The sequence below is a fragment of the Flavobacterium limicola genome (assembly GCF_003634755.1).
Classification (GTDB): domain Bacteria; phylum Bacteroidota; class Bacteroidia; order Flavobacteriales; family Flavobacteriaceae; genus Flavobacterium; species Flavobacterium limicola.
In genome coordinates this window covers 531832-554138 of the sequence record NZ_RBXA01000002.1, presented here as the reverse complement: position 1 = coordinate 554138, position 22307 = coordinate 531832, and the positions used below count along the sequence as shown (strand labels likewise).

16 protein-coding genes and 1 pseudogene are annotated in these 22307 nt (G+C 34.3%); 10 read left to right on the top strand and 7 right to left on the bottom strand.

The annotated features are described in order from the left end of the window. Positions 1 to 17: 17 nt before the first annotated feature. The 3 genes from BC952_RS09855 to recG form a co-directional block, all read right to left on the bottom strand. Positions 18 to 3113, bottom strand: coding sequence for an efflux RND transporter permease subunit (locus tag BC952_RS09855; RefSeq protein ID WP_121365488.1), 3096 nt, complete (start codon positions 3111 to 3113; stop codon positions 18 to 20). Between the two features lie 79 nt (positions 3114 to 3192). After that, positions 3193 to 4251, bottom strand: a complete 1059-nt coding sequence (locus BC952_RS09850) for an efflux RND transporter periplasmic adaptor subunit (RefSeq protein WP_121365487.1) — start codon at positions 4249 to 4251, stop codon at positions 3193 to 3195. A 435-nt stretch (positions 4252 to 4686) separates the two neighbouring features. Beyond that, positions 4687 to 6792: an ATP-dependent DNA helicase RecG gene (gene recG, locus BC952_RS09845; protein WP_121365486.1), complete on the bottom strand. Its 2106-nt coding sequence runs from the start codon at positions 6790 to 6792 to the stop codon at positions 4687 to 4689. 347 nt (positions 6793 to 7139) lie between these two features. Between recG and BC952_RS09840 the strand changes: the two genes are divergently transcribed. The 5 genes and pseudogenes from BC952_RS09840 to BC952_RS09820 all read left to right on the top strand — a co-directional run bounded on the left by BC952_RS09840 (position 7140) and on the right by BC952_RS09820 (position 12198). After that, on the top strand, positions 7140 to 7724 hold the full coding sequence (locus BC952_RS09840) for a hypothetical protein (protein WP_121365485.1): 585 nt from the start codon (positions 7140 to 7142) through the stop codon (positions 7722 to 7724). A 36-nt stretch (positions 7725 to 7760) separates the two neighbouring features. Continuing rightward, entirely contained in the window at positions 7761 to 8306 is a 546-nt protein-coding gene (locus BC952_RS09835) for a DUF1697 domain-containing protein (protein WP_121365484.1), read from the top strand. Between the two features lie 207 nt (positions 8307 to 8513). Then, positions 8514 to 8939: a hypothetical protein gene (locus BC952_RS09830; RefSeq protein WP_121365483.1), complete on the top strand. Its 426-nt coding sequence runs from the start codon at positions 8514 to 8516 to the stop codon at positions 8937 to 8939. 249 nt (positions 8940 to 9188) lie between these two features. After that, a pseudogene (locus tag BC952_RS09825) lies at positions 9189 to 10674 on the top strand (aminopeptidase P N-terminal domain-containing protein). 303 nt (positions 10675 to 10977) lie between these two features. Further along, positions 10978 to 12198, top strand: a complete 1221-nt coding sequence (locus BC952_RS09820) for a sensor histidine kinase (RefSeq protein ID WP_121365482.1) — start codon at positions 10978 to 10980, stop codon at positions 12196 to 12198. A gap of 20 nt (positions 12199 to 12218) precedes the next feature. Here the strand turns inward: BC952_RS09820 and BC952_RS09815 are convergent, their stop codons facing one another. After that, complete coding sequence (locus BC952_RS09815) at positions 12219 to 12956, bottom strand: Dph6-related ATP pyrophosphatase (protein ID WP_121365481.1); 738 nt, start codon at positions 12954 to 12956, stop codon at positions 12219 to 12221. Positions 12957 to 13058: 102 nt separating this feature from the next. On the opposite strand from BC952_RS09815, the gene BC952_RS09810 reads away from it, so the two are divergent. Beyond that, the gene (locus tag BC952_RS09810) at positions 13059 to 15122 is read left to right on the top strand and encodes a M1 family metallopeptidase (RefSeq protein WP_121365480.1); all 2064 of its coding nucleotides are present in this window, start codon (positions 13059 to 13061) and stop codon (positions 15120 to 15122) included. Positions 15123 to 15158: 36 nt separating this feature from the next. On the opposite strand, the gene BC952_RS09805 is transcribed toward BC952_RS09810, so the two are convergent. Beyond that, positions 15159 to 15680, bottom strand: a complete 522-nt coding sequence (locus BC952_RS09805; RefSeq protein WP_121365479.1) for a DUF7935 family protein — start codon at positions 15678 to 15680, stop codon at positions 15159 to 15161. A 131-nt stretch (positions 15681 to 15811) separates the two neighbouring features. Between BC952_RS09805 and BC952_RS09800 the strand changes: the two genes are divergently transcribed. The 4 genes from BC952_RS09800 to BC952_RS09785 all read left to right on the top strand — a co-directional run bounded on the left by BC952_RS09800 (position 15812) and on the right by BC952_RS09785 (position 20809). Continuing rightward, the gene (locus BC952_RS09800; RefSeq protein ID WP_121365478.1) at positions 15812 to 16579 is read left to right on the top strand and encodes a sulfite exporter TauE/SafE family protein; all 768 of its coding nucleotides are present in this window, start codon (positions 15812 to 15814) and stop codon (positions 16577 to 16579) included. Between the two features lie 339 nt (positions 16580 to 16918). Beyond that, positions 16919 to 19255, top strand: coding sequence for an ATP-dependent helicase (locus BC952_RS09795; protein ID WP_121365549.1), 2337 nt, complete (start codon positions 16919 to 16921; stop codon positions 19253 to 19255). 84 nt (positions 19256 to 19339) lie between these two features. Then, entirely contained in the window at positions 19340 to 19960 is a 621-nt protein-coding gene (locus BC952_RS09790) for an L-threonylcarbamoyladenylate synthase (RefSeq protein ID WP_121365477.1), read from the top strand. Positions 19961 to 20218: 258 nt separating this feature from the next. Beyond that, a complete protein-coding gene (locus BC952_RS09785) occupies positions 20219 to 20809 on the top strand; it encodes a hypothetical protein (protein WP_244200131.1) in 591 nt (196 codons plus the stop codon). 76 nt (positions 20810 to 20885) lie between these two features. Here BC952_RS09785 and BC952_RS09780 read toward each other — a convergent pair whose 3' ends face one another. Next, positions 20886 to 21482 carry an RsmD family RNA methyltransferase gene (locus BC952_RS09780; protein ID WP_121365476.1) on the bottom strand — a complete coding sequence of 199 codons (597 nt, stop codon included), beginning with the start codon at positions 21480 to 21482 and terminating at the stop codon, positions 20886 to 20888. Then, positions 21479 to 22285 carry a DUF3822 family protein gene (locus BC952_RS09775; RefSeq protein ID WP_121365475.1) on the bottom strand — a complete coding sequence of 269 codons (807 nt, stop codon included), beginning with the start codon at positions 22283 to 22285 and terminating at the stop codon, positions 21479 to 21481. Before BC952_RS09775 ends, BC952_RS09780 begins: the two co-directional genes overlap by 4 nt. Positions 22286 to 22307: the final 22 nt, after the last annotated feature.

Here is a 22307-nt window from a genome sequence, read left to right as displayed (position 1 = left end):
TCAACGTTCCATTAAAATTAGTTGAAATCTTTTTCATATTCTTCAATATGATCAAATTCAGGATAGTGTTTTCTCGCTTTGGACCACATCAAATACATCGCTGGAATAACGAATAATGTTAATACCAATGAGAAAATTGTTCCACCTACAATTACAACTCCCATCCCAATTCTGCTCGTTGAAGCCGCTCCAAGAGACATTGCAATTGGCAATGCTCCAAGTGAAATAGCCAAACTCGTCATTAAAATTGGTCGTAATCGTGCTTCAGAAGCTTCTAATATGGCTTCTAATTTTGGTTTGCCTTGTTCCCGCAGCTGATTCGCAAACTCGACAATCAAAATTCCGTTTTTTGTTACCAAACCAATAAGCATTACAGTTCCAATTTGGCTGAAAATATTCCACGTCTGGTCAAACAACCACAAGGAGAATAAAGCTCCTGCAACGGCCATGGGTACGGTTAGAATAATAATGAAAGGATCGATGAAACTTTCAAATTGCGCCGCCAAAATTAAAAATATTAACAGTAAAGCCAATCCAAATGCAAAAGCAGTATTCGAACTACTTTCGACAAAATCCCTGGATTCTCCACCTAAATCAGTAGTAAAGGTGTCGTCAAGAACTTTGGCTTTTATTTCGTTCATCGCATCAATTCCATCGCTGATACTTTTGCCCGGAGCAAGTCCAGCAGAAACAGTGGCCGCCATATACCTGTTGTTGTGGTATAATTGTGGGGGATTACTTTTTTCTTCGATGGTAACCACGTTATCCATTTGAATTAATTGTCCCATATTATTTTTGACAAACATTGAGGTTAAATCCAGTGGTTTTGAACGGTCTTTTTGGTCAAATTGCCCAATAACCTGATACTGTTTTCCATTTCTCATGAAATAACCAAAACGTTGTCCGCTTAATGAAAGCTGTAACGTTTGTGCAATATCAATCACTGAAATTCCTAGACTTTCCGCTTTTTCTCTGTCAATGGTGACATTAACTTCTGGTTTGTTGAATTTTAAATTCACATCGCTGACCGCAAAAGTTGGGTTTTTAGCAACTTCATCCATGAAAACAGGAATTTTTTCTTCCAGTTTTTTAAAGTTTGGTGCTTGAATAATGTATTGAATCGGCAAACCACCACGTCGGTTTACGGCGATAGTTGGTTGCTCAATTACAGATGTTTTTGCATCCGGATATTGCTTCGTCCATTTGGTCAGTTTCTCTGCAATTTCTTTTTGGGAATCGGTTCTTTCATTTGGTTGTACCAATGAAACTCGAATAAAACCACTATTTACTGACGAAGATCCGAAACCTGGAGACGTAATTACCAAGGCAACCTTTTTGCCCGGAATTGAGTCATCAACTAATTTTGATACTTCTTGCATGAAGCGATCCGTGTACTCATAAGAAGACCCTTCGGGAGTTGACATTCTAAGTACAAAACCACTTCGGTCATCATACGGTGCTGTTTCCTTTTGCAAAAGGTTGAAGAACAAGTAAATTAGTCCAAAACAAGCAATTAGAATAGGGAAACTCAACCATTTTTTCTTCATAAAACGGCTTAATGCACTTGCATATCCGCTATTAAGTTGTTGAAAGTAAGGTTCTGTTCTAATGTAGAATTTTGATTTTTTTTGTTCGCCACCTTTCATTAAATAGGCATTCAACATTGGCGTCAATGTCAACGATACAAATGCCGAAATCAGTACCGCAGCACCAATGACGACGCCAAATTCCCTAAACAGTCGCCCGACAAATCCTTCGAGGAAAATGACAGGAAGAAAAACTGCTGCTAAAGTGATAGAAATCGAAATTACAGCAAAGAATATTTCGTTAGATCCTTTGATTGCTGCCTCGATAGGCGTCATGCCTTCTTCCACTTTTTTGAAAATATTCTCGGTGACCACAATTCCATCATCAACCACAAGTCCAGTTGCCAGAACGATTGCTAATAATGTCAATACGTTTATAGAGAAACCAAAAAGCCACATGATAAAAAAAGTAGCGATTAACGAAACAGGAATATCAATCAATGGTCTAAAAGCAATCGCCCAATCCCTAAAGAATAAATAGATAATCAAGATTACCAGAACAATAGAAATTCCTAATGTTTCTGCTACTTCAATAACTGATTTTTTTACAAAAATAGTATTATCAATGGCGATATTCAGTTTGATATCTTTCGGTAAATCTTTTTTTAATTTTTCGAATTCCTTATAAAAAGCGGTAGAAATATCTAAATAATTAGCTCCTGGAAGTGGCACAATGGCTACACCAACTAATGGCGTTCCAGATTGCGTCATTTTGGTTTCGGTATTTTCTGGTCCAAGGCTTGCTAATCCTACATCGCTGAAACGTACTACTTTTTCACCTTCAGTTCGGATAATAATATTGTTAAATTCTTCAGCAGTAGAAAGGTTTCCAACTGTTTTTACCGTCAATTCAGTATTGTCACCAGTTAGTTTTCCCGAAGGTAACTCTACATTTTGTTTGTTCAATGCATCTCTCACTTCCGATACAGTACAGCCGTAAGAAGCCAGCTTTACAGGATCAATCCACAAACGCATCGCGTATCTTTTTTGTCCCCAGATTTGAACACCACTTACGCCAGGAATAGTCTCTAGACGCTGCGAAATTACATTTTCGGCATAATCACTTAGCTCTAACGCATTACGTGTATCACTTTGTACGGTCATAGAAATGATGGCATCACCATTTGCATCAGCTTTGGAAACTACCGGCGGAGAATCGATATCCTGAGGTAGGTTTCGTACGGCTTGCGATACTTTATCACGGACATCATTAGCAGCATCTTCCAAGTTTTTATCTAAATTAAACTCAATAGTAATATTGCTGCTTCCTTGCGCACTGGAAGAAGTTACATTTCTAATTCCGTCAATGGAATTGATTGCTTTTTCCAGCGGTTCCGTAATTTGGGATTCAATGATGTCAGCATTTGCACCGGCATAATTTGTACGAATGGAAACTTGTGCAGGATCAATCGATGGAAATTCTCGAACTCCCAGAAAGGTGTAGCCGATTAATCCAAATAACACTATGGCTAAATTGATTACTATAGTAAATACAGGTCTTCTAATACTTGTCGTGGATAAACTCATTTTTTTTGAATTATGAGTTATAAATTATGAATCATGAGTACTGTGTAAACTCATAATTCATAATTTATAACTTTTAAAATTATTTTATTAGAACTTTTACAGGAGTTTCGTTTTTTAAAGACATAACACCGCTAGTGATTACAGTATCGCCGGGTTTCAAACCAGAAAGCACCAGAATAGAAGCATCTGTTCGTGTGGCGGTTTCTATCATTACTTCTTTGGCTTGACCATTACTGGAGATAAAAACTTTTTTACCGTTTTGAACTGGAATTACAGCTTCTGTTGGGACTACGATAGCGTCTTTTATAATGTCTAAAGGTAATTCGACATCTGCAAATGTTCCCGGTAATAATTTTCCGCTTTTATTTTCGGCAATCGCGCGAACTTGTAATGTTCTGGTAGCAACTGCCACTTCAGGTTCGATTGCGTATACTTTGGCGGTATATTTTTCATCAGAACCAGCGACTTTAAACGTTAAGGTTGTATTTGTTTTTACCTGACTGGCGTATTTTTCAGGAATCGAAAAAGTAATTTTTAATTTTCCGGTGTTCACTAATTTTGCCACTAAAATAGCTGGTGTGATATAGGTTCCCGGTGAAATAGAACGCAATCCTATTCTTCCTGAGAAAGGTGCTCTAACAGATGTTTTTGCGATTTGTGCTTTTATCAACTGACTTTGGGCTTGTGCCGATTTTAAATCAGCTCTGGCCAAATCATATTCTTCTTGACTGATGGCTTCTTTTTGCAGTAATAATTTGGCTCTTCTTTCATTTTCTGAAGCCAATCCTTCTCTTGTTGAAGTTTGTCTCAATTGAGCTCTTAACTCTAAATCATTGACTTTAAAAAGCACTTGTCCTTTGCTGACATTACTACCTTCCTGAAAATAAATACCTTCTACAATTCCCGAAACTTCACTGCGGATTTCTACTTGTTCATTCGCTTCAATAGAACCGGAAAGAGACAAGTTATTATCAAAAGTTTGATATTCAACTACGATTCCGTTTACGCTCATCGATTTGCCTTTTCCTTTTGGGTCTTTTGAATCTTCATTTTTACTTTTGTTTTCTGAGATTCTGTAACCGATAAATCCAATGATTCCAATTGTTAGCACGGCATAAACTAGGTATTTAATTTTCATGGGTTTAATATAAAGTAGGATTAGTTTTCAATAATTTTAGTTAAAACAAATTTAGGTTTTAGAAACGGGAATTGTGATATTCTTAATTTTTATTTAACGTTTGTACATACAAATATTAACAATTGAAAAAATAATTGCCGTATAAATTCATAAAAATCTATATGATTTAGCAAATAGGACTCCAAAAAAAACAAATGGTTTAATCAAGAATTGAAAAAATAATATTTTTTTAGGAAATAAGTTAAACAGCATCTTTTTGAAACATATAAGACATGTAAGTCTTATAAATTTAATTACTATTAAATGAAAAATAGTTAAAACAAATAAATTACTGATTTATAGTAATTTAATTAAAGTATTGAATTTTCAATGACCAGTATCTTGAATAAACTTATATGTCTTATATGGTAAAAAAATTTCCTGCCAGATATTGATCTAACTAATATAATTCCAAATGTTTTTCTTTTTGGTCATTTCGATAAAAACAGCTCTCAAAGCAGCATGTTCTGGTTTTTGCATCCCTGCATCATCTTTTAGAAGTTTTAATACATAATTTCGGGCTAATGCCAATGTATCTCTGTCTCGAACCAAATCGGCAATTTGTAGATTAAGTACGCCGCTTTGTTGCGTTCCCATTAAATCTCCCGGACCACGAAGCTTCAAGTCGACTTCGGCAATCTCGAAACCATCGTTCGTTTGTACCATCGTTTCCATTCGGGTTTTACTGTCGGAACTCAATTTATGGCTCGTCATCAGGATGCAATAACTTTGCTCAGCACCACGACCCACTCGACCGCGAAGCTGATGCAGTTGCGATAACCCAAAACGTTCCGCACTTTCAATAATCATCACACTGGCGTTAGGAACATTCACGCCAACTTCAATTACGGTTGTAGCGACCATAATATTGGTTTTTCCTTCCGAAAAGCGTTTCATTTCGGCATCTTTGTCCGCCGGTTTCATTTTTCCGTGAAGTATCGAAATGGAATACTGCGGCAACGGAAAATCTCTGGAAACACTTTCGTAGCCATCCATTAAATCTTTAAAATCCATTTTTTCCGATTCTTGGATTAACGGATACACAATATAGATTTGGCGACCCAAAGCGATTTCGTCCCGAAGGAATTTCCAAACTTTCAAACGGTTGCTGTCAAAACGGTGTACGGTCTGAATCGGTTTTCGTCCCGGAGGCAGTTCATCAATCACTGAAATATCTAAATCGCCATACAAACTCATCGCCAAAGTTCGAGGAATAGGCGTGGCGGTCATCACTAAAACGTGTGGCGGAATAACATTTTTCTTCCACAATTTAGAGCGTTGTTCTACGCCAAAACGATGTTGTTCATCAATTACAGCGAGTCCTAAATTCTTGAATTTTACTTTGTCTTCGAGTAAAGCATGCGTTCCGATGAGGATGTGTAATGTTCCGTTTTCCAGTTCTTCATGGATAATTCTGCGCTGTGCTATTTTGGTGGAACCGGTTAGGATTCTGATATTTATATTTAAGGTTTCGGCTAATTCAGATAAACCGATAAAATGCTGGTTTGCCAAGATTTCCGTAGGCGCCATCAAACACGCTTGGAAACCATTATCAAGTGCCAAAAGCATGCTCATAAAAGCTACAATAGTTTTCCCGGAACCCACATCACCTTGCAGTAATCGGTTCATTTGGGCGTTGCTGCCCATGTCGGTTCGGATTTCTTTGATGACTCTTTTTTGGGCATTGGTCAGTTGAAAAGGCAAATGATGCTGATAAAAATCATTGAAATTTTCGCCTACCGTTGCAAACGGATGTCCTTTTATTTTATGTTTCCGAATAAGATTCTTCGTGATTAATTGCAATTGAATAAAGAACAATTCTTCGAAGATTAATCGGAATTTGGCTTTCGCCAAAACTTCGGTGCTTTTTGGAAAATGGATGTTGAATAAAGCCGCTTTTTTAGGAATCAGTTTCAATTCGTTGATTAAATAATCTGGCAAAGTTTCCGTAAACAACGCTTGCGTTTCCAGGAACAATTGTTGCATCAGTTTATTAATCACCCGGTTTGAAATCCCACGATTTGTCAAGGTTTCTGTCGAAGGATACACGGGTTGCATGGCTGAACGCAGACTTTTTTCATGCTCGCTCAGCAATTCAATTTCCGGATGCGCCATATTGAAAGTACTTCCAAAAGACGTGCATTTCCCAAAAATCACACACATTTCATTCAGTTTTAAACTCTCCCGAATCCATTTGTGACCTTGAAACCAAACGAGTTCCATTTGGCCCGTATCATCTACAAAAGTCGCGACCAATCGTTTTTGGTTTCTGCCAAATTCCACAGTTTTGATGTTGATGATTTTACCGATAATCTGAACCTCGGCAATGTTGTTTTGCAGTTCGTTAATCTTGTAATACCGCGTTCGATCAATATATCTGTTTGGAAAAAAATTAACCAAATCCACATACTTATAAATCCCCAATTCCTTACGCAGCAATTCGCCCCGATTGGGACCAACGCCTTTCAGGTATTCGATGGGAGTGAGTAGGAGGTTTTGCATTTAGATTTTTTTGGGCACAGATAAAACGGATTTGCAAAAGCAAAAACGCAGATTAAAACGGATTTTTAATTTGATGGAGCGAAGATAGTTTTTTGTTTGGAAATTTGGAAATGGGAATGTTTGGAAATGGAGTAAGAAAATTTGTATATTTGAAAAATAAAAACACTTCAGATATTGACAACTCATCTTGCATTGTTTAGCCTTATAATATAAATATGTTTTGATTTTAAATAACTTACATTTAGTGTTATTGAAGTAATTAAGATTTGAAAAAATTAGAACCTTAACATTATCGATATCCTCTGCAGAAAGTATCTATATTTAATTTGAGCGTTAAAAAAAAGAAAATGGAAGAATACAGTAATATTTTAGTTGTTTTTTTTAGTGGGTTAGTCCCAATTTTGCTAACATTATATTTAAATGAACGAGTGAAAGGAAGTGTTAAAAATTCCTTTGATGAAAAACTTGAACAACTTAAAAAAGAACATTCAAAAGAACTAGCTCAATTTCAAATGGAACTTAATAATTTGAAATCAAAAGAAAATTATAAGTTTACTAAACTCCACGAAAAAAGATTTGAAGTTTTAGAAAAAACTTATTACTACATTAATGAAACTTCGCAATTATTAAAATTGTACGTTTTTCCCCTTAAAGGAACATTAGCAGGTAAGACAAAAGAAATGTTAAGTGAAGATTTTGTCAAGTCAATTGACCAATTTGAAATGCACTTTAAATATAATAGCATCTATTTTGATGAAACAATCGAAAAACTTTTAAAAGATTTTTTTAATCAATCAGTTCTGATTTTCGCCACATATGGAAAAATTGAATCAGTTGATGATAATTTGCATTCAATTAAAGAATTTAATAAAAATTTAGCACCAATAAAAAAACAGATTGAAATTAAGTTTCGTGAATTATTAGGGGAATAATTCTTAGTATAAAAAAAATTATAAAAATAAAAGTATATGACTCACCTTTGCTTACTCCGTGGTATCAATGTTTCCGGTCACAGTATGATAAAAATGGAGGCGCTAAAAACGACTTTGGAAGCCATTGGCTTTCATAATGTTCAAACCTATATTCAATCTGGGAATGTTTTCGTAGATACCGAAGAAGAAAATCCTGCGGCTGTTGGTTTCAAAATAAAGCAGGAAATTTTCAAGGCTTTTGGTCATGAAGTGCCTGTTGTGGTTATTGGTTCTGCAGATTTAGAAGCGTGTTTCAAGAACAATCCTTTTTTGAAGGAAAAAGATATGGATACTAAGAAGTTATATGTTGCCTTTATTTCGACCACATTGCAAAGTACCAGTATGAATGATTTGAGAATTAGTCAATTCAAACCGGATGAAGCCAGTATTGATGGCAACAGAATTTTTATAAAATATGCTGTTGGCGCCGGAAAAACACGTTTCGATCAAAAATACATTGAGAAAAAACTGAATGTTATTGCAACAATCCGCAATTGGAATACGGTTACGCAATTGCTTAAAATGTACGAGGAAAGAGAATAAGACTTAAGTCTAGTTCAACCGCTAATTCACTAATTTTTAAATGGTACTATCCATTTGAAATTTCCGAATTTGCGTTGTTTTTAGAGTCAAAGCAAGGATGTTTCAGAATCTATTTGTAACTTTTTTTACTTTAGAAAAAAATAATTATAATTTGACGCAACCTTTTGCAAGAAATTGCGTCTAATCCATAGCAACAAAATTTTCCGCATGAAAACACCAATCATTATCTTTATTTTTCTTACTGTCCTTAATTCCTGTTCAAAGGATGATGGTGTAACAACAGATAGCACTGGTTATCACGGAAAATGGAATTTGGTTGCGATGTCGGGTTCTATTCCTAATTCTGAAACTACAGGCGCAGCAATGGAATGGCAGGAATTTTATTTTTTCAATACTAACGGAACATTTACAAAATCTAGAGAAAGTAATTCGGTTAAAACTTCCATTTCTGGAACCTACACGACTACAATTCAATCAGACGGAACATCTTTTGAACTAACTTATCCCAATGACAGCGAAATTATAGGTAGCTGTTTTGGAAATAAAAAAGAAATATTGCTTTTGAATGCGAATAATTCCTTGTCCAGTACATGGAGTTATTGCGATGGTCCCGGATTAGAATATAAAAAGTAAATTATAAGTGCTTATTAAACATTTTCATAAGGTTTAGTTTTGGTTAATTTTAGGATTGTGAAGCACTTTTGCTAAAGAGTACTCGGGAGTTGCAAAACTTTTGATGCTCTTTTTCTATTTTAAGTTCAGAAGTCAATTAGTCATTTTATTAAAAATAGTAGATGCTACACAAAAATATATAAATTTACAAACCAATTAATTGTTGTAAAATGTCGTTTTTATTATTCAAAACTCTAATATTTCAGCGCTATGTCCTTAAAACTTTCTTTTGCTTTTACTGTACTTTTTGTTTGTGTTTCAATTGCTCAAAACGGTATTCCAAACGATTATTTATCCGCTCAATTTCATAAAGAAAAAAGAGAAGCTTTACGTGCAAAAATGCCGAATAATAGTGTTGCAGTTTTTTTTAGTAATCCAATTCGGAACCGAGCCAATGATGTAGATTTCATCTACCATCAAGATCCCGATTTTTATTATTTGACAGGATATAAAGAGCCGAATTCAGTTCTGGTAATTTTTTCAAAAAATCAAACCAATAAAGAGGGAAAGTCATTCAATGAATTATTATACGTTCAGGAAAAAAATCCAAGAGCGGAGCAATGGACTGGAGTTCGCTTGGGAACTGAAGGTGCTAAAAAAAGAGTTGGGTTTTGAAAATGCTTTGAATGGAGTAGTATTTTTAAATTCTGGGATTGATTATGCCGGTTTTGACACTGTTTTCTTTAAGGAATTTGAAGAAGATACTCGAAATTCAAAAAATGAGAAAGCAGATTTATATAAGTTAATTGGAGCGTTTAAATCCCAGATTGGCTTTAATGAAAAAGTGAAATCTCAAATGGATTCGAATGTGCAAAATGAAATTAATACCAAAAAAAGTGTTTCTCAAAAAAAAGCTACTATAAACACCAAGTCTATTTTGACGTTTATGGCGGGTTTACGTGAGAAAAAATCCAAAGAAGAGTTGGTTTTGCTAACAAAAGCCGTTCGGATTTCGGCGATGGGACAACGCGAAATTATGAAAGCGATTCATCCGGGAATGTCTGAGACAGAAATTCAGGGAATTCACGAATTTGTATATAAAAAATATGGCAGCGAGTTTGAAGGGTATCCATCAATCGTGGGAGCTGGTAATAACGGCTGTGTGTTACATTATATAGAAAATAGCAAAATGAAAGTTGAAAACGATTTGGTTTTAATGGATTTAGGCGCGGAATATCATGGCTATACTGCTGATGTAACTCGAACAATTCCTGCTAGCGGAAAATTTTCTACTGAGCAAAAGCTAATCTATGATTTGGTTTATGAAGCTCAAGAAGCGGGAATTGCTGCTGCAAAAGTGGGGAATAGTTTCAAATCTCCTGATGCTGTGGCTCGTAAAATAATTAGCGGCGGTTTAATGAAATTAGGAATCGTTAAAACAGAACAAGAATCCAGAAAATATTTTCCACACGGGACCTCGCATCATATTGGGTTAGATGTTCATGATCCAGGTTTGTACAATGCTTTTGAACCAGATATGGTCGTTACTGTAGAGCCTGGAATTTACATTCCTATTGATAGTGATTGTGATAAAAAATGGTGGGGTATAGCGGTACGAATTGAAGATGATATTTTAATTACAACAAATGGACCCGTAAATTTATCTGCGGAAGCACCAAGAAAATCAAATGAAATTGAAGCTCTTATGAATGAAAAAAGTGTTTTGGATACATTCTTGCTACCAAGTTTAGATTAATGATTTTATTTTAAATAAGTTAAACTTAGTTACTATTTTTTAAATTTTTTCTGCAATTCCAAACAGGACTATTTTAAAATAAATAAAAGGAGTTTTTTATATTTTCAGAATGGAAAATTAAATGGAGGACAGCTGATTGTATAGTATTAAAATTTACATAAAATCGGAGTTTTTTTAAAGTATAAAGTTGGAAAAGAGGTACTTTTGCATACCGAAAACAAGAAATATCAGTACTTTTTAAGAAAGGATAAAACGCAATGTTGAATCCAGTATTGAGTAATAAGCATAAAAAATACCACAAGAATGATTGTACCAGAAAAGTATATCAAAGAAGAAGAAAGAATTAAATTATTGGAATCCTACTCTATTTTAGATACGCTTCCAGAAGCAGATTATGATAATTTGACTTTGATTGCATCTCAAATATGTGGAACCCCAATTGCTCTAATCACATTTCTAGATGAAGAACGACAATGGTTTAAATCCCACACAGGATTAGATATTTCAGAAACCCCAAGAGATTATTCTTTTTGCGCCTATGCAATCAATGATCCAAAAAATATTTTTGTCATCCCAGATGCAAGAAATGACATTCGTTTTCATGATAACCCAATAGTTGTAGGTCAACCGAATGTTATTTTTTATGCGGGTGTACCGTTGACAAATGAGGATGGATTGCCATTAGGAACTATATGTGTAATTGATCACAAGCCAAAGGTTTTGACTCCAGCCCAAATACGTTCTTTAAAAGCACTTTCTGAACAGACAATGAAATTATTGGAATTAAGATTGAATAAATTGCAACTAGAAAAAGCAATGAAAGCATTGGAACAAAAGAATCAAGAGCTGGAGCGATTTGCTTATATCGCTGCGCACGATTTAAAATCTCCTTTGGCAAATATATCTGGGTTGACTGACTTTTTTATTGATAATTACAATGAATCTATTGATGAAGATGGAAAAGAAGTCATTAATCTAATTAAAAGTTCTTCGTCTAAGTTAAGAGAAATGATTGACAGCCTCTTATCATACACCAAATCTAATGCTACTGAAAAAGACAATAATTCTGAAATTCAACTTTCGATATTAGAAAAAGAACTTTCTAATCTTTTTGTATTCAATAATAACTGTTCTATTTCTTTTAAATCTAATGTAAGTTCTCTTTACACTAATAAAACGGCATTGGAGCAAATATTGATAAATTTGGTTACTAATGCCATAAAGTATAACGATAAAGAAAACATACAGATTGAAATTGAAATAATTGAACAAAATGATTTTTACAAAATAGTTGTCGGTGATAATGGACCTGGAATTTTAAAAGAAGATCAGAAAGCTATTTTTGAAATTTTTGAAGTTGGTTCAAAAGTAGATCGATACGGAGTAAAAGGAAATGGAATAGGTTTAGCAACGGTAAAAAAAATTGTGGAGGATTTAGGAGGATCAATTGCAATTGAGTCTGAGATGGGAAAAGGATCAAAATTTAAGTTCACACTGGCTCGCGCAAAAGAACTAGTGGTCTAAGTTTTTTCTTTTTAGAGAAACTATTTCGATACCAAATCACAATACCAAAATCCGAAATCAAAGGCATCTGAAGAACTTGTATCGCAGGCGGTATCTGATGAATCTTCTTTTTCTGGTTTTTCATATTTTCGGTACACGATTTCGCCGATTTCAAAAGCAATTGGTTTTGAAAAAATGGGACCGTCAAAAGTGAAGGTATGAAATTCACCGTTCTCGCCACAAACATCTACATTTTCAGGTAAATCATTGATGAAATTTTGGTCAATCACACGACCTACAAAGCTTTTATCCAAGAATCGTTCGTTGACACAAACCACAATCGTTTTAAAACCTAAAGCTAGGAATTCTTGAATGATTTCGTGAGTTGGGATTTTCCAAAGCGGAAAAATCCCTTCAAAACCCATTTCGGCTAATTTATCTTCACGGTATTTACGTAAATCTTCCAGAAAAATATCACCAAAAATAGAATGGGTTACACCTTTGTTTTTTAGTTTGGCCAATGTTTCTCGCATAACGTTTTCATAGGCTTCCATGGTTGGCATTTCAGGAATTTGCATGATTTCAAGTGGTAATCCAATGCTTTCGGCTTGTTGTTGCAATAATTCAACTCTTACACCATGCATAGAAATACGCTGATGTTGTTGGTTTACACTGGTTAATAAACAGTTAATTTCGAATTCAGAATTTTGTAATGTTTTATATAAGGCAAGCGCAGAATCTTTGCCGCTGCTCCAGTTAAATAACGCTTTCTTTTTCAATGTAATTTTCTTGTAATTTCTGGAGGTAAACTTACAAAATTAGTCGGATTAGTTTGGAAAACCTTTGTAACTTTGGAAATCGCTGCATTAAATACCCTAATAATGAAATACCTTTTCTTTTTTATTTCGACGTTCACATTTGCCCAACAAACCCAATTTGTTGATTTTAAATCGGTTTTGGGAAAAATTGTAGTAAATCCAAGTGAAAAAACAGTTTCTGGAGATGTTGATTATGTTTTTGAGATTTTGAAATCCATTGACACGATTAAAATTGATACACAGAATATGGAGTTTTCAGATTTGAAATTGAACGGGAAATCCATTAAATTTCTCAATACGCAAAAACAATTACAAATTATTTTTCCGTTCAAAAAAGGAAAAAACAACCTGACTTTTCAGTATTTGGCTAAGCCAAAACAAACAATGTATTTCGTTGGCTCAGCAGCAAATGATAATTTACAAATTTGGACGCAGGGACAAGGAAAATATACCAGTCATTGGTTTCCGAGTTTTGATGATGTGAATGAAAAAGTGGTATTCAATTTGAATGTTGTATATAATAAAAACTATCAGGTAATTTCAAATGGAATTTTGAAATTTAAATCAGGACTTGATGGACTTTCGGTTTGGCAATACCAAATGCAAAAGCCAATGAGTTCCTATTTATTGATGCTTGCCATCGGAAAATTTGAAAAAAACAGTCAAAAATCTAAGTCCGGAATTCCTTTAGAAATGTATTTGGAACCAAAAGACGGTGGCAAATTTGAACCAACCTATAGAGATTCAAAACGGATGTTTGATTTTTTAGAAAAGGAAATAGGAGTAAAGTTTCCTTGGGAAATATACAAACAAGCGCCAGTTAGGGATTTCTTGTACGCCGGAATGGAAAATACATCAGCAACACTTTTCAACACGCGTTATGTAGTCGATTCTACCGGTTTTGAGGACAGAAGTTACACTAATGTAAATGCACATGAATTAGCGCATCAATGGTTTGGGAATTTAGTCACTGCCGAAAGCGGAAAACACCATTGGTTGCAGGAAGGTTTCGCGACCTATTATGCGTTGCTAGCAGAAAAGGAAATTTATGGAGAAGATTATTTTTATTCCAAATTATATGAGTCTGCATCTCAATTAAAATTCGCTTCCCGAACGGATACGATTCCAGTTTTAAATGCCAAAGCCAGTTCGTTGACTTTTTATCAAAAAGGCGCTTGGGCACTTTTTGTTTTACATGAAGAAATAGGAGATAAGGCGTTTAAAAAAGCGGTAAAAAACTATTTGAAAAAACAGGCATTTCAGAATGTGAATACAGCAGATTTCTTTGATGAAATCAAAAAAGTATCAGATTATGATTTGGATAATTTTAGTAAAGTATGGCTTGAAACTACGGTTTTCAATACGCAACAAGCCAATGGTTTATTGCTAAAAAATAAAGCAATTCAGACGCTGTTTGAAGTTGATAAATTGAAAAATAAACCGTTATCAGAGAAAAGAGATTTTCTGGAAAAAACAATGCTATCTGACGTTTATTTTTCTGTAAAAGAAGCGATCCTAAATCAATTGAAAAATGAAAAATGGGAGGATAAAAAGAGTCTTTTTATTTTAGCTTTAGCAACTAAAAATGTGCAATTACGTCAAACAGTTGCTGCAGCATTGAATGAAATTCCGGAGAGTTTCAGAACGCAATATGAAACTTTATTTGAGGACAAATCTTATCAAACACAAGAACTGGTGCTCTATAATTTATGGAACAATTTTCCAGAGCAGCGCATTCAATACCTTGAAAAATCAAAATATTGGATGGGTTTCAATGATTACAATTTGAGGACTTTGTGGCTGTCTTTAGCACTTTCAACACCAAATTATACGGTTGATAAACAAGCTTTGGAAACCGAATTAATGCAATATTCATCAATTGATTATGAAGCGAATACTAGGCAAAATGCTTTGGAGAAATTGCTTGCTTTCAAAATAATAAATGATATTGTTTTGAAAAACCTTGTAAATGCTACCACGCATCACATGTGGCAATTCACTAAATTTGGTAGAGATAATATTAGAAAACTACTTAAAAATCCGGAAATGAGAGTTTCTTTCGAAAAAATTGTCCCGGATTTAAATGAAGCTGAACAATTTCAATTGAACCGATTATTGAAAGAATAAGTTTTGAATCAAAAGGGATTTAACAAACTTATATGTTTACCACATTTGGCTCACTTCATTTTTGATGTAAGCTAAAGCCGCATTGCTAGGAGATTGCTTTTCCATTAAATCACTTAAAAGTACCTCACGCAATTTATCGGCATTGTCAACACGATCACTCATATTCGCTTTTCGAATCATTTGAATAGTACTGTTTTTTGCCGTGACAATGATTGTCCAGCATTCGTCTGACATATATATTTGCTGCGTTAAATTATGCTCAAATTCCTGTTCGATTTGTGCAATTATCAAATTTTCGTAATCGTTTTTATCATTAGAAATAGGAGCAATCCGAATCAATAATTTAGTGGGATTGATACGTTCCATAAATAAAACCATTCGTTCGTAGGCCTGTAAACGCAGTGGTAAAGCGTCTTTTTGAGCTTCTTTTTGCAACAACCAGCGTCTGGTATTTTGTTGGTCTTTAAAATAAGAATTGAACAAATAATAAGCTACTCCTCCGGTAATTAATGAAGGTATAGTATAAGCCAGAATTTCTATGATTTTTGCTGAATCCATTTTGATATGAAAATTTAAAAAGCAAAAATATACTTTTTTGAGTACAAATCAATTTCTATTTAATAGCAATAAATGAAACCGAATAGTATTTTTGCTCCTCGTAACAGCATTACTTAAAATTGAATATCATAATGGAGACTTATGTTCTGGTTTTACTTTGTTTAGCGGCCTTTGCTGCAGGATTTATTGACGCAATTGTGGGTGGTGGCGGATTGATTCAAACACCTATGGGATTGATTTTGTTACCCAATCTTCCTGTTTCAACCGTAATTGGAACCTTAAAAGTTCCTGCTTTTAGTGGTACTTCCTTTGCAGCATATCAATATCTGAAAAAGGTAGATATGAACTGGAAACTATTGTCAATTATGATGCTTTTGGCCTTTCCTTCGGCATTTTTGGGTTCTACTTTATTGACGTATGTGAGTAATGATTTCATGAAACCGTTATTACTGGTTGTTCTTTCTTTTTTAGTGATTTATACGTACGCCAAGAAAAATTTTGGACAACACATTGAAAAAAATCATTCCCCAAGAACTCAAATTTGGAATGCTATTGGAATCAGTTTTATAGTTGGGTTGTACGATGGATTTATCGGACCGGGAACCGGAAGTTTTTTGGTAGTGGCTTTTATTGCTATTATGGGTTTCGATTTTTTGCACGCTTCTGCAAATGCTAAAATGGTGAATCTGGCGACAAACTTTGGTTCTATTTGTTTGTTCATTTTAAAAGGAAAAATCATTTGGGCAATAGCATTGCCAATGGCTGCCAGTAATGCTTTGGGTGGTTGGATAGGTGCAAAACTAGCCATTAACAAAGGAAACAGCTTCATTCGGATTTTCTTTTTGGTTGTGGTTGTGGGGACTTTAATCCGTTTTGCGTATGATGTGTTTTTTAAATGAGTACAGTTGTCAAACATATAAGTCAGATAAGTTTTTAGTTTAAATTAAAGCAATTAAAATCACTATTCCATTTAGGCAAAACATAACTTCACAAAGAGCGATTTAGCTTATATTAGCACTAATATCAATTATTTGAAAAATAAGTTTCTTTAATTTATATGACTTATATGTTTAGAATTAAATTCTGTGTATTATAAAATATATTTCTAAAAAAGGGCATAAACTTACTGCTATTTCTTATCTGGTTCAACAAATAAAGAATGGTTTTTTAGCTTCATTTAAAATTACGCTTTTCCATCTTTAATGCTTATTTTTGCATACAATCCTATAAAAATTTCCATGCACAAATATATCGATCAACTTAATGAAGCCCAACGCGAACCCGTTCTCCAAAAAGACGGACCCATGATAATTATTGCGGGTGCAGGTTCCGGTAAAACGCGGGTGTTGACTATTAGAATTGCTTATTTGATGAGTCAGGGTATCGATGCGTTCAGTATCTTATCGCTTACATTTACCAACAAGGCGGCCCGAGAAATGAAAAAGCGTATCTCTGACATCGTGGGTGCGGGTGAAGCAAAAAATCTTTGGATGGGAACATTCCACTCGGTTTTTGCTCGAATTTTACGCTCGGAAGCGGAACATCTTGGTTATCCTTCCAACTTTACCATATATGATTCTCAGGATTCGTTGCGTGCCATTTCCGGGATTATCAAAGAAATGCAATTGGATCGCGATGTGTACAAACCCAAACAGGTTTTAGGAAGAATTTCAAATTTTAAGAATAGTTTGATTACCGTAAAAGCGTATTTCAATAATCCAGATCTTCAAGAAGCAGATGCGATGTCTAAAAAGCCTCGAATGGGTGAAATTTATCAAAATTATGTGGACCGCTGTTTCAAAGCAGGTGCTATGGACTTTGACGATTTATTATTAAAAACCAACGAATTACTGACTCGTTTTCCAGAAGTTCTGGCCAAATATCAAAACCGTTTTCGTTATATATTAGTAGATGAGTACCAAGATACGAATCACTCTCAGTATTTAATCGTTCGGGCTTTATCTGATAAATTTCAAAATATCTGTGTGGTAGGTGATGATGCGCAAAGTATTTATGCGTTTCGTGGTGCTAACATTAATAATATTTTGAACTTCCAGAAAGATTATGAAGGCGTGAAAACCTTTAGATTGGAACAAAACTATCGCTCCACAAAAAATATTGTGGAAGCGGCAAACACGATTATTGATAAAAATAAAGTTAAACTGGACAAAATAGTTTGGACTGCAAATGATTTTGGTCCAAAGATAAAAGTACATCGCAGTTTAACAGATAATGAAGAAGGCCGTTTTGTAGCCAGTACCATTTGGGAACAAAAAATGCAAAATCAGTTGCCTAATGGCGCTTTTGCTATTTTGTACCGTACCAATGCACAATCGCGTGCGATGGAAGATGCGCTGAGGAAAAGAGACATTCCGTACCGAATTTATGGCGGACTTTCATTTTACCAAAGAAAAGAAGTGAAGGATGTTTTGTGCTATTTGCGATTGGTTATCAATCCAAAAGATGAAGAAGCTTTGGTTCGGGTAATCAATTATCCAGCACGTGGAATTGGGAATACAACGATCGAAAAACTGACTATTGCAGCCAATCACTACAAGCGCTCGATTTTTGAAGTCATGCAAAACATAGAACGAATCGACTTGAAACTGAATTCGGGAACCAAACAAAAACTGTTGGATTTTGTTACGATGATTCAAAGTTTCCAGGCTATAAATGAAAACCAGGATGCGTTCTATCTTGCTGATCATGTTGCCAAAAAAACAGGATTGATTCAGGAATTAAAAAAAGATGCTACTCCGGAAGGAATGGCTAAAATTCAGAATATTGAGGAATTATTAAACGGAATCAAAGATTTCACCGATGGCCAAAAAGAAGTAGATGGAGCTCGTGGTGCCTTATCTGAATTTATGGAAGATGTGGCTTTAGCAACCGATTTGGATAAAGACACTAGTGATGAAGATCGCGTGGCGTTGATGACCATTCACTTGGCAAAAGGATTAGAGTTTCCTCATGTTTTTGTGGTAGGAATGGAAGAAGATTTGTTTCCGAGTGCCATGAGTATGAGTACGAGAAGTGAACTCGAGGAAGAACGTCGTTTGTTTTATGTAGCTTTGACCCGAGCAGAACACCAAGCGTATTTGACGTATGCACAATCACGATACCGTTGGGGGAAATTGACCGACAGTGAACCTTCCCGTTTTATTGAGGAAATCGACAGTCAATATCTAGAATATATGACACCTCCTGAAAATAATTACAGGTACAAACCGATGATTGACAGTGATATTTTTGGAGATGTGGATAAGTCCAAATTGCGTCTGGCAAAACCAGCGAATGGAATTCCTCCGACCAAATATAGTTCAGATAATGAACCAAAAGCAGAGATAAATATTCGTAAATTGAAGCCTGTCAGCAATAATGCTGCTTCAGGAAGTGCTAATTTATTTGATAATAAACTCGTTGCCGGGAATATAGTAATGCATGAACGTTTTGGTAAAGGCGAAGTTTTAAACCTTGAAGGAGTAGGAGCAGATAAAAAAGCCGAAATCAAATTTGAAGTTGGCGGAATCAAAAAATTACTGTTGCGTTTTGCTAAACTGGATATTATAGGATAAAAATTTGTATCAAGTTTAAGGTTTAAATTTGTCAGTTAAAAGAACTTTAAGCCTTAAACATTTTAAACTTTAAACTAAAGTAAAATGGCTCAATTTATAAAAATATACGAAGACAAACCCAATGAAGCTGCAATTGCTAAAGTGGTTAAGGTTCTAAAAGAAGGTGGTTTGGTGATATATCCAACGGATACCGTTTACGGTTTGGGTTGTGATATTACCAATACGAAAGCGTTGGAACGAATTGCAAAGATAAAAGGAGTGAAGCTCGACAAAGCTAATTTTTCCTTCGTTTGCCATGATTTAAGTAATATCTCTGATTATGTGAGACAAATTGACACAGCTACTTTTAAAATTTTAAAAAGAGCGCTACCAGGACCATATACTTTTATTTTACCGGGAAATAATAACTTACCTAAGGAATTCAAAAAGAAAACAACCGTTGGAATCAGGGTTCCTGATAATGCTATTGCTTTAGAAATTGTAAAGTTGCTTGGGAATCCTATTGTTTCTACCTCAATTCATGATGATGATGATGTGATAGAATACACCACTGATCCGGAACTTATTTTTGAGAAATGGCAAAACTTGGTTGATTTGGTTATTGATGGAGGTTACGGTGATAATATAGGATCTACTATTATTGATTTATCGGGTGACGAACCAATTGTAGTTAGAGAAGGAAAAGGAAGTTTAGATATTTTGTAAAATTTAAATTTTTGGCAAAATATTTGCTGAATTAATATTAATTTTTATATTTACCTAAAATTAAAATACTTACTGATTATTAATGATATACACATGCTATTCTTAATTATATTTAATTGGTTGTTAAAGAAAAATTAAGGATACATAAAGGGCAGGTCAATTGACCTGCTTTTTTATGTAAAAAAAGTAATGATTATAAAAGATAAAATTCTGACAAATTAGAATTTAATTATTATGTTTGCCTCCAATATAAATCGAATGATATATCGACAACCTAATAATAATTATACATTGCAATTATCAGTATTTAAAAACGGTAAAGCAGCTATTTTAGCTGTTTTTATTTTAATAACAATTTCACATTCAAACGCACAAGAAAAACCAACCGTAGCAAAAAGTCAATTTAAGATAAATGTGTTGCTTCCGGGATTTGTTTACGAGCATGGTTTAAGTAATAAAAACACGCTTTACTCAGAATTGAGTTCAGGTTACGGATATACATCAAATGGTTTTGGTAATAACTGGACCTTCTATCCTTATATTAATGAACAGTTTCGTCATTACTATAATTTAGAGAAAAGAGCTGAAAAGGGAAAAGTTACTTCCCATAATTCAGGAGGATTTGTTGCTATGTCCGCTATTTATAATTTCAGATCAATTTCTACGAATGATAACTTTTTATCCGAAAATGCATCGATTACTGTGGCACCGGTTTGGGGTTTTCAACGAACATACAAAGGGAATTTTAATCTTGATTTGAATTTAGGTGTTGGTTATAATTTTGACAAAAACGACAGTGATTTAGTACCGGTTTTAAACTTTACTTTGGGTTGGGTAATTGGTAAATAGTTCCTTTAAATGGTTACTAAAAACAGAAAAGCTCTTGTAATTACAAGAGCTTTTCTGTTTTTATATTCTATCAAGATTATTCTTCTTCACCATCATTTTGTTCTGATTCATTTTCAGAATCCTCTTTATCATCAGAGCCAATTTCGAAGAAACTAAAAATAGAACCTCCGTAACTTTTCTGGAATGAAAAGTGTATCATGTGATCCAGTTTGGTATATTTTGAATGTTCGATTACCATCATTCCATCTTCATTAAGCAATTCTTTTTCGAAAACTAATAAGATAATTTTCTCAAAAGTTTTTTGGTCCAAAGCATACGGTGGATCTGCAAAAATAATATCGTAGGACGTTTTACATCTTTCTAAATACGTAAAAACATCACTTTTTGTAGCGGCAATATTAAAATCATATTCGGCAGCAACTTGCTTGATGAATTTCACACAGCCAAAATCACCATCAACAGAAGTGATTGGCGTACTTCCGCGAGAAGCAAATTCGTAACTGATATTTCCTGTTCCTGCGAATAAATCTAATATTTTAAGTCCTTCAAAACTGAAATGGTTGTTCAAAACATTGAATAATGCTTCTTTAGACATATCGGTGGTGGGACGAACGGGTAATCCTTTTGGTGGAAAAATGCGTCTTCCTTTGTATTTTCCTGAAATGATTCTCATGAGTTGAAAAGTATAAAATGATTTCTGTTTTCGGCCTCAGAAAAATAATTGTTCCATCGTAAATCTTCCACATCTATGAGGGAAACGTTGCGAATGTATTTGTAAGCGATTTTGAAATAATCACTTTCGGTATCAATATTTCCGATTAGTTCCAATGGAAAGTTTTCGGGATTTAAGTTCAATTGTTCAGCCGTAAATAAGATGTAATACAAGAAATCTTCCGGCGTGTTATAATCGAAAGAATTGAAAAGTAATAATTTTTGGTTCTGAACCACGATAATTTCAAAATGACCTGTATTAATATGTACAAACATTTTTTTCTCATCCTTATTTTTGGAGGCAACCAAAAGTTTTGACACCAAAATACTATTCGCATGTTTGTAATCGAAAGCACCAAATTGGTCAATGAAAAAATTATTGATATTCACATACGGAATATACACCACATTCATTTGATAGTTTGGAATTTCATCAAAAGCGAAAAAATCGGTTTCAAAAACTTTAGTGTTGTATTGCAAATAACTGCCTAAAAAGTTCTCGTCAAATAACGGTTCCGGAACAAACGTTGAAAGATTATTATTGTGAATCACCAAAATTTCATCATAGGAATCCTTTAATTCTGGATGATTGTTGAAAGCATCAGCAAACAAATCTTCAATTTTTGTAGCCTTGTGAAAGGTATCAAAATGCACTTCGTTGAATGAAATTACAGTATTATTTAGCGTGTCAAAACAACAAAAAGAAAGTCCTGTCAAGGAAACTTGAATGGAAAGTTTTTTATATTTTTTTTCGGCTATGTTCATAATAAGATTGCTTTTTCTCAAC

What these genes read in the sequence shown, in the direction of transcription:
- BC952_RS09855 (WP_121365488.1), bottom strand. Translation starts at nt 3,113, where the DNA reads ATGAGTTTATCCACGACAAGTATTAGAAGACCTGTATTTACTATAGTA.
- BC952_RS09850 (WP_121365487.1), bottom strand. Translation starts at nt 4,251, where the DNA reads ATGAAAATTAAATACCTAGTTTATGCCGTGCTAACAATTGGAATCATT.
- recG (WP_121365486.1), bottom strand. Translation starts at nt 6,792, where the DNA reads ATGCAAAACCTCCTACTCACTCCCATCGAATACCTGAAAGGCGTTGGT.
- BC952_RS09840 (WP_121365485.1), top strand. Translation starts at nt 7,140, where the DNA reads ATGGAAGAATACAGTAATATTTTAGTTGTTTTTTTTAGTGGGTTAGTC.
- BC952_RS09835 (WP_121365484.1), top strand. Translation starts at nt 7,761, where the DNA reads ATGACTCACCTTTGCTTACTCCGTGGTATCAATGTTTCCGGTCACAGT.
- BC952_RS09830 (WP_121365483.1), top strand. Translation starts at nt 8,514, where the DNA reads ATGAAAACACCAATCATTATCTTTATTTTTCTTACTGTCCTTAATTCC.
- BC952_RS09820 (WP_121365482.1), top strand. Translation starts at nt 10,978, where the DNA reads ATGATTGTACCAGAAAAGTATATCAAAGAAGAAGAAAGAATTAAATTA.
- BC952_RS09810 (WP_121365480.1), top strand. Translation starts at nt 13,059, where the DNA reads ATGAAATACCTTTTCTTTTTTATTTCGACGTTCACATTTGCCCAACAA.
- BC952_RS09805 (WP_121365479.1), bottom strand. Translation starts at nt 15,680, where the DNA reads ATGGATTCAGCAAAAATCATAGAAATTCTGGCTTATACTATACCTTCA.
- BC952_RS09800 (WP_121365478.1), top strand. Translation starts at nt 15,812, where the DNA reads ATGGAGACTTATGTTCTGGTTTTACTTTGTTTAGCGGCCTTTGCTGCA.
- BC952_RS09795 (WP_121365549.1), top strand. Translation starts at nt 16,919, where the DNA reads ATGCACAAATATATCGATCAACTTAATGAAGCCCAACGCGAACCCGTT.
- BC952_RS09790 (WP_121365477.1), top strand. Translation starts at nt 19,340, where the DNA reads ATGGCTCAATTTATAAAAATATACGAAGACAAACCCAATGAAGCTGCA.
- BC952_RS09785 (WP_244200131.1), top strand. Translation starts at nt 20,219, where the DNA reads ATGATATATCGACAACCTAATAATAATTATACATTGCAATTATCAGTA.
- BC952_RS09780 (WP_121365476.1), bottom strand. Translation starts at nt 21,482, where the DNA reads ATGAGAATCATTTCAGGAAAATACAAAGGAAGACGCATTTTTCCACCA.
- BC952_RS09775 (WP_121365475.1), bottom strand. Translation starts at nt 22,285, where the DNA reads ATGAACATAGCCGAAAAAAAATATAAAAAACTTTCCATTCAAGTTTCC.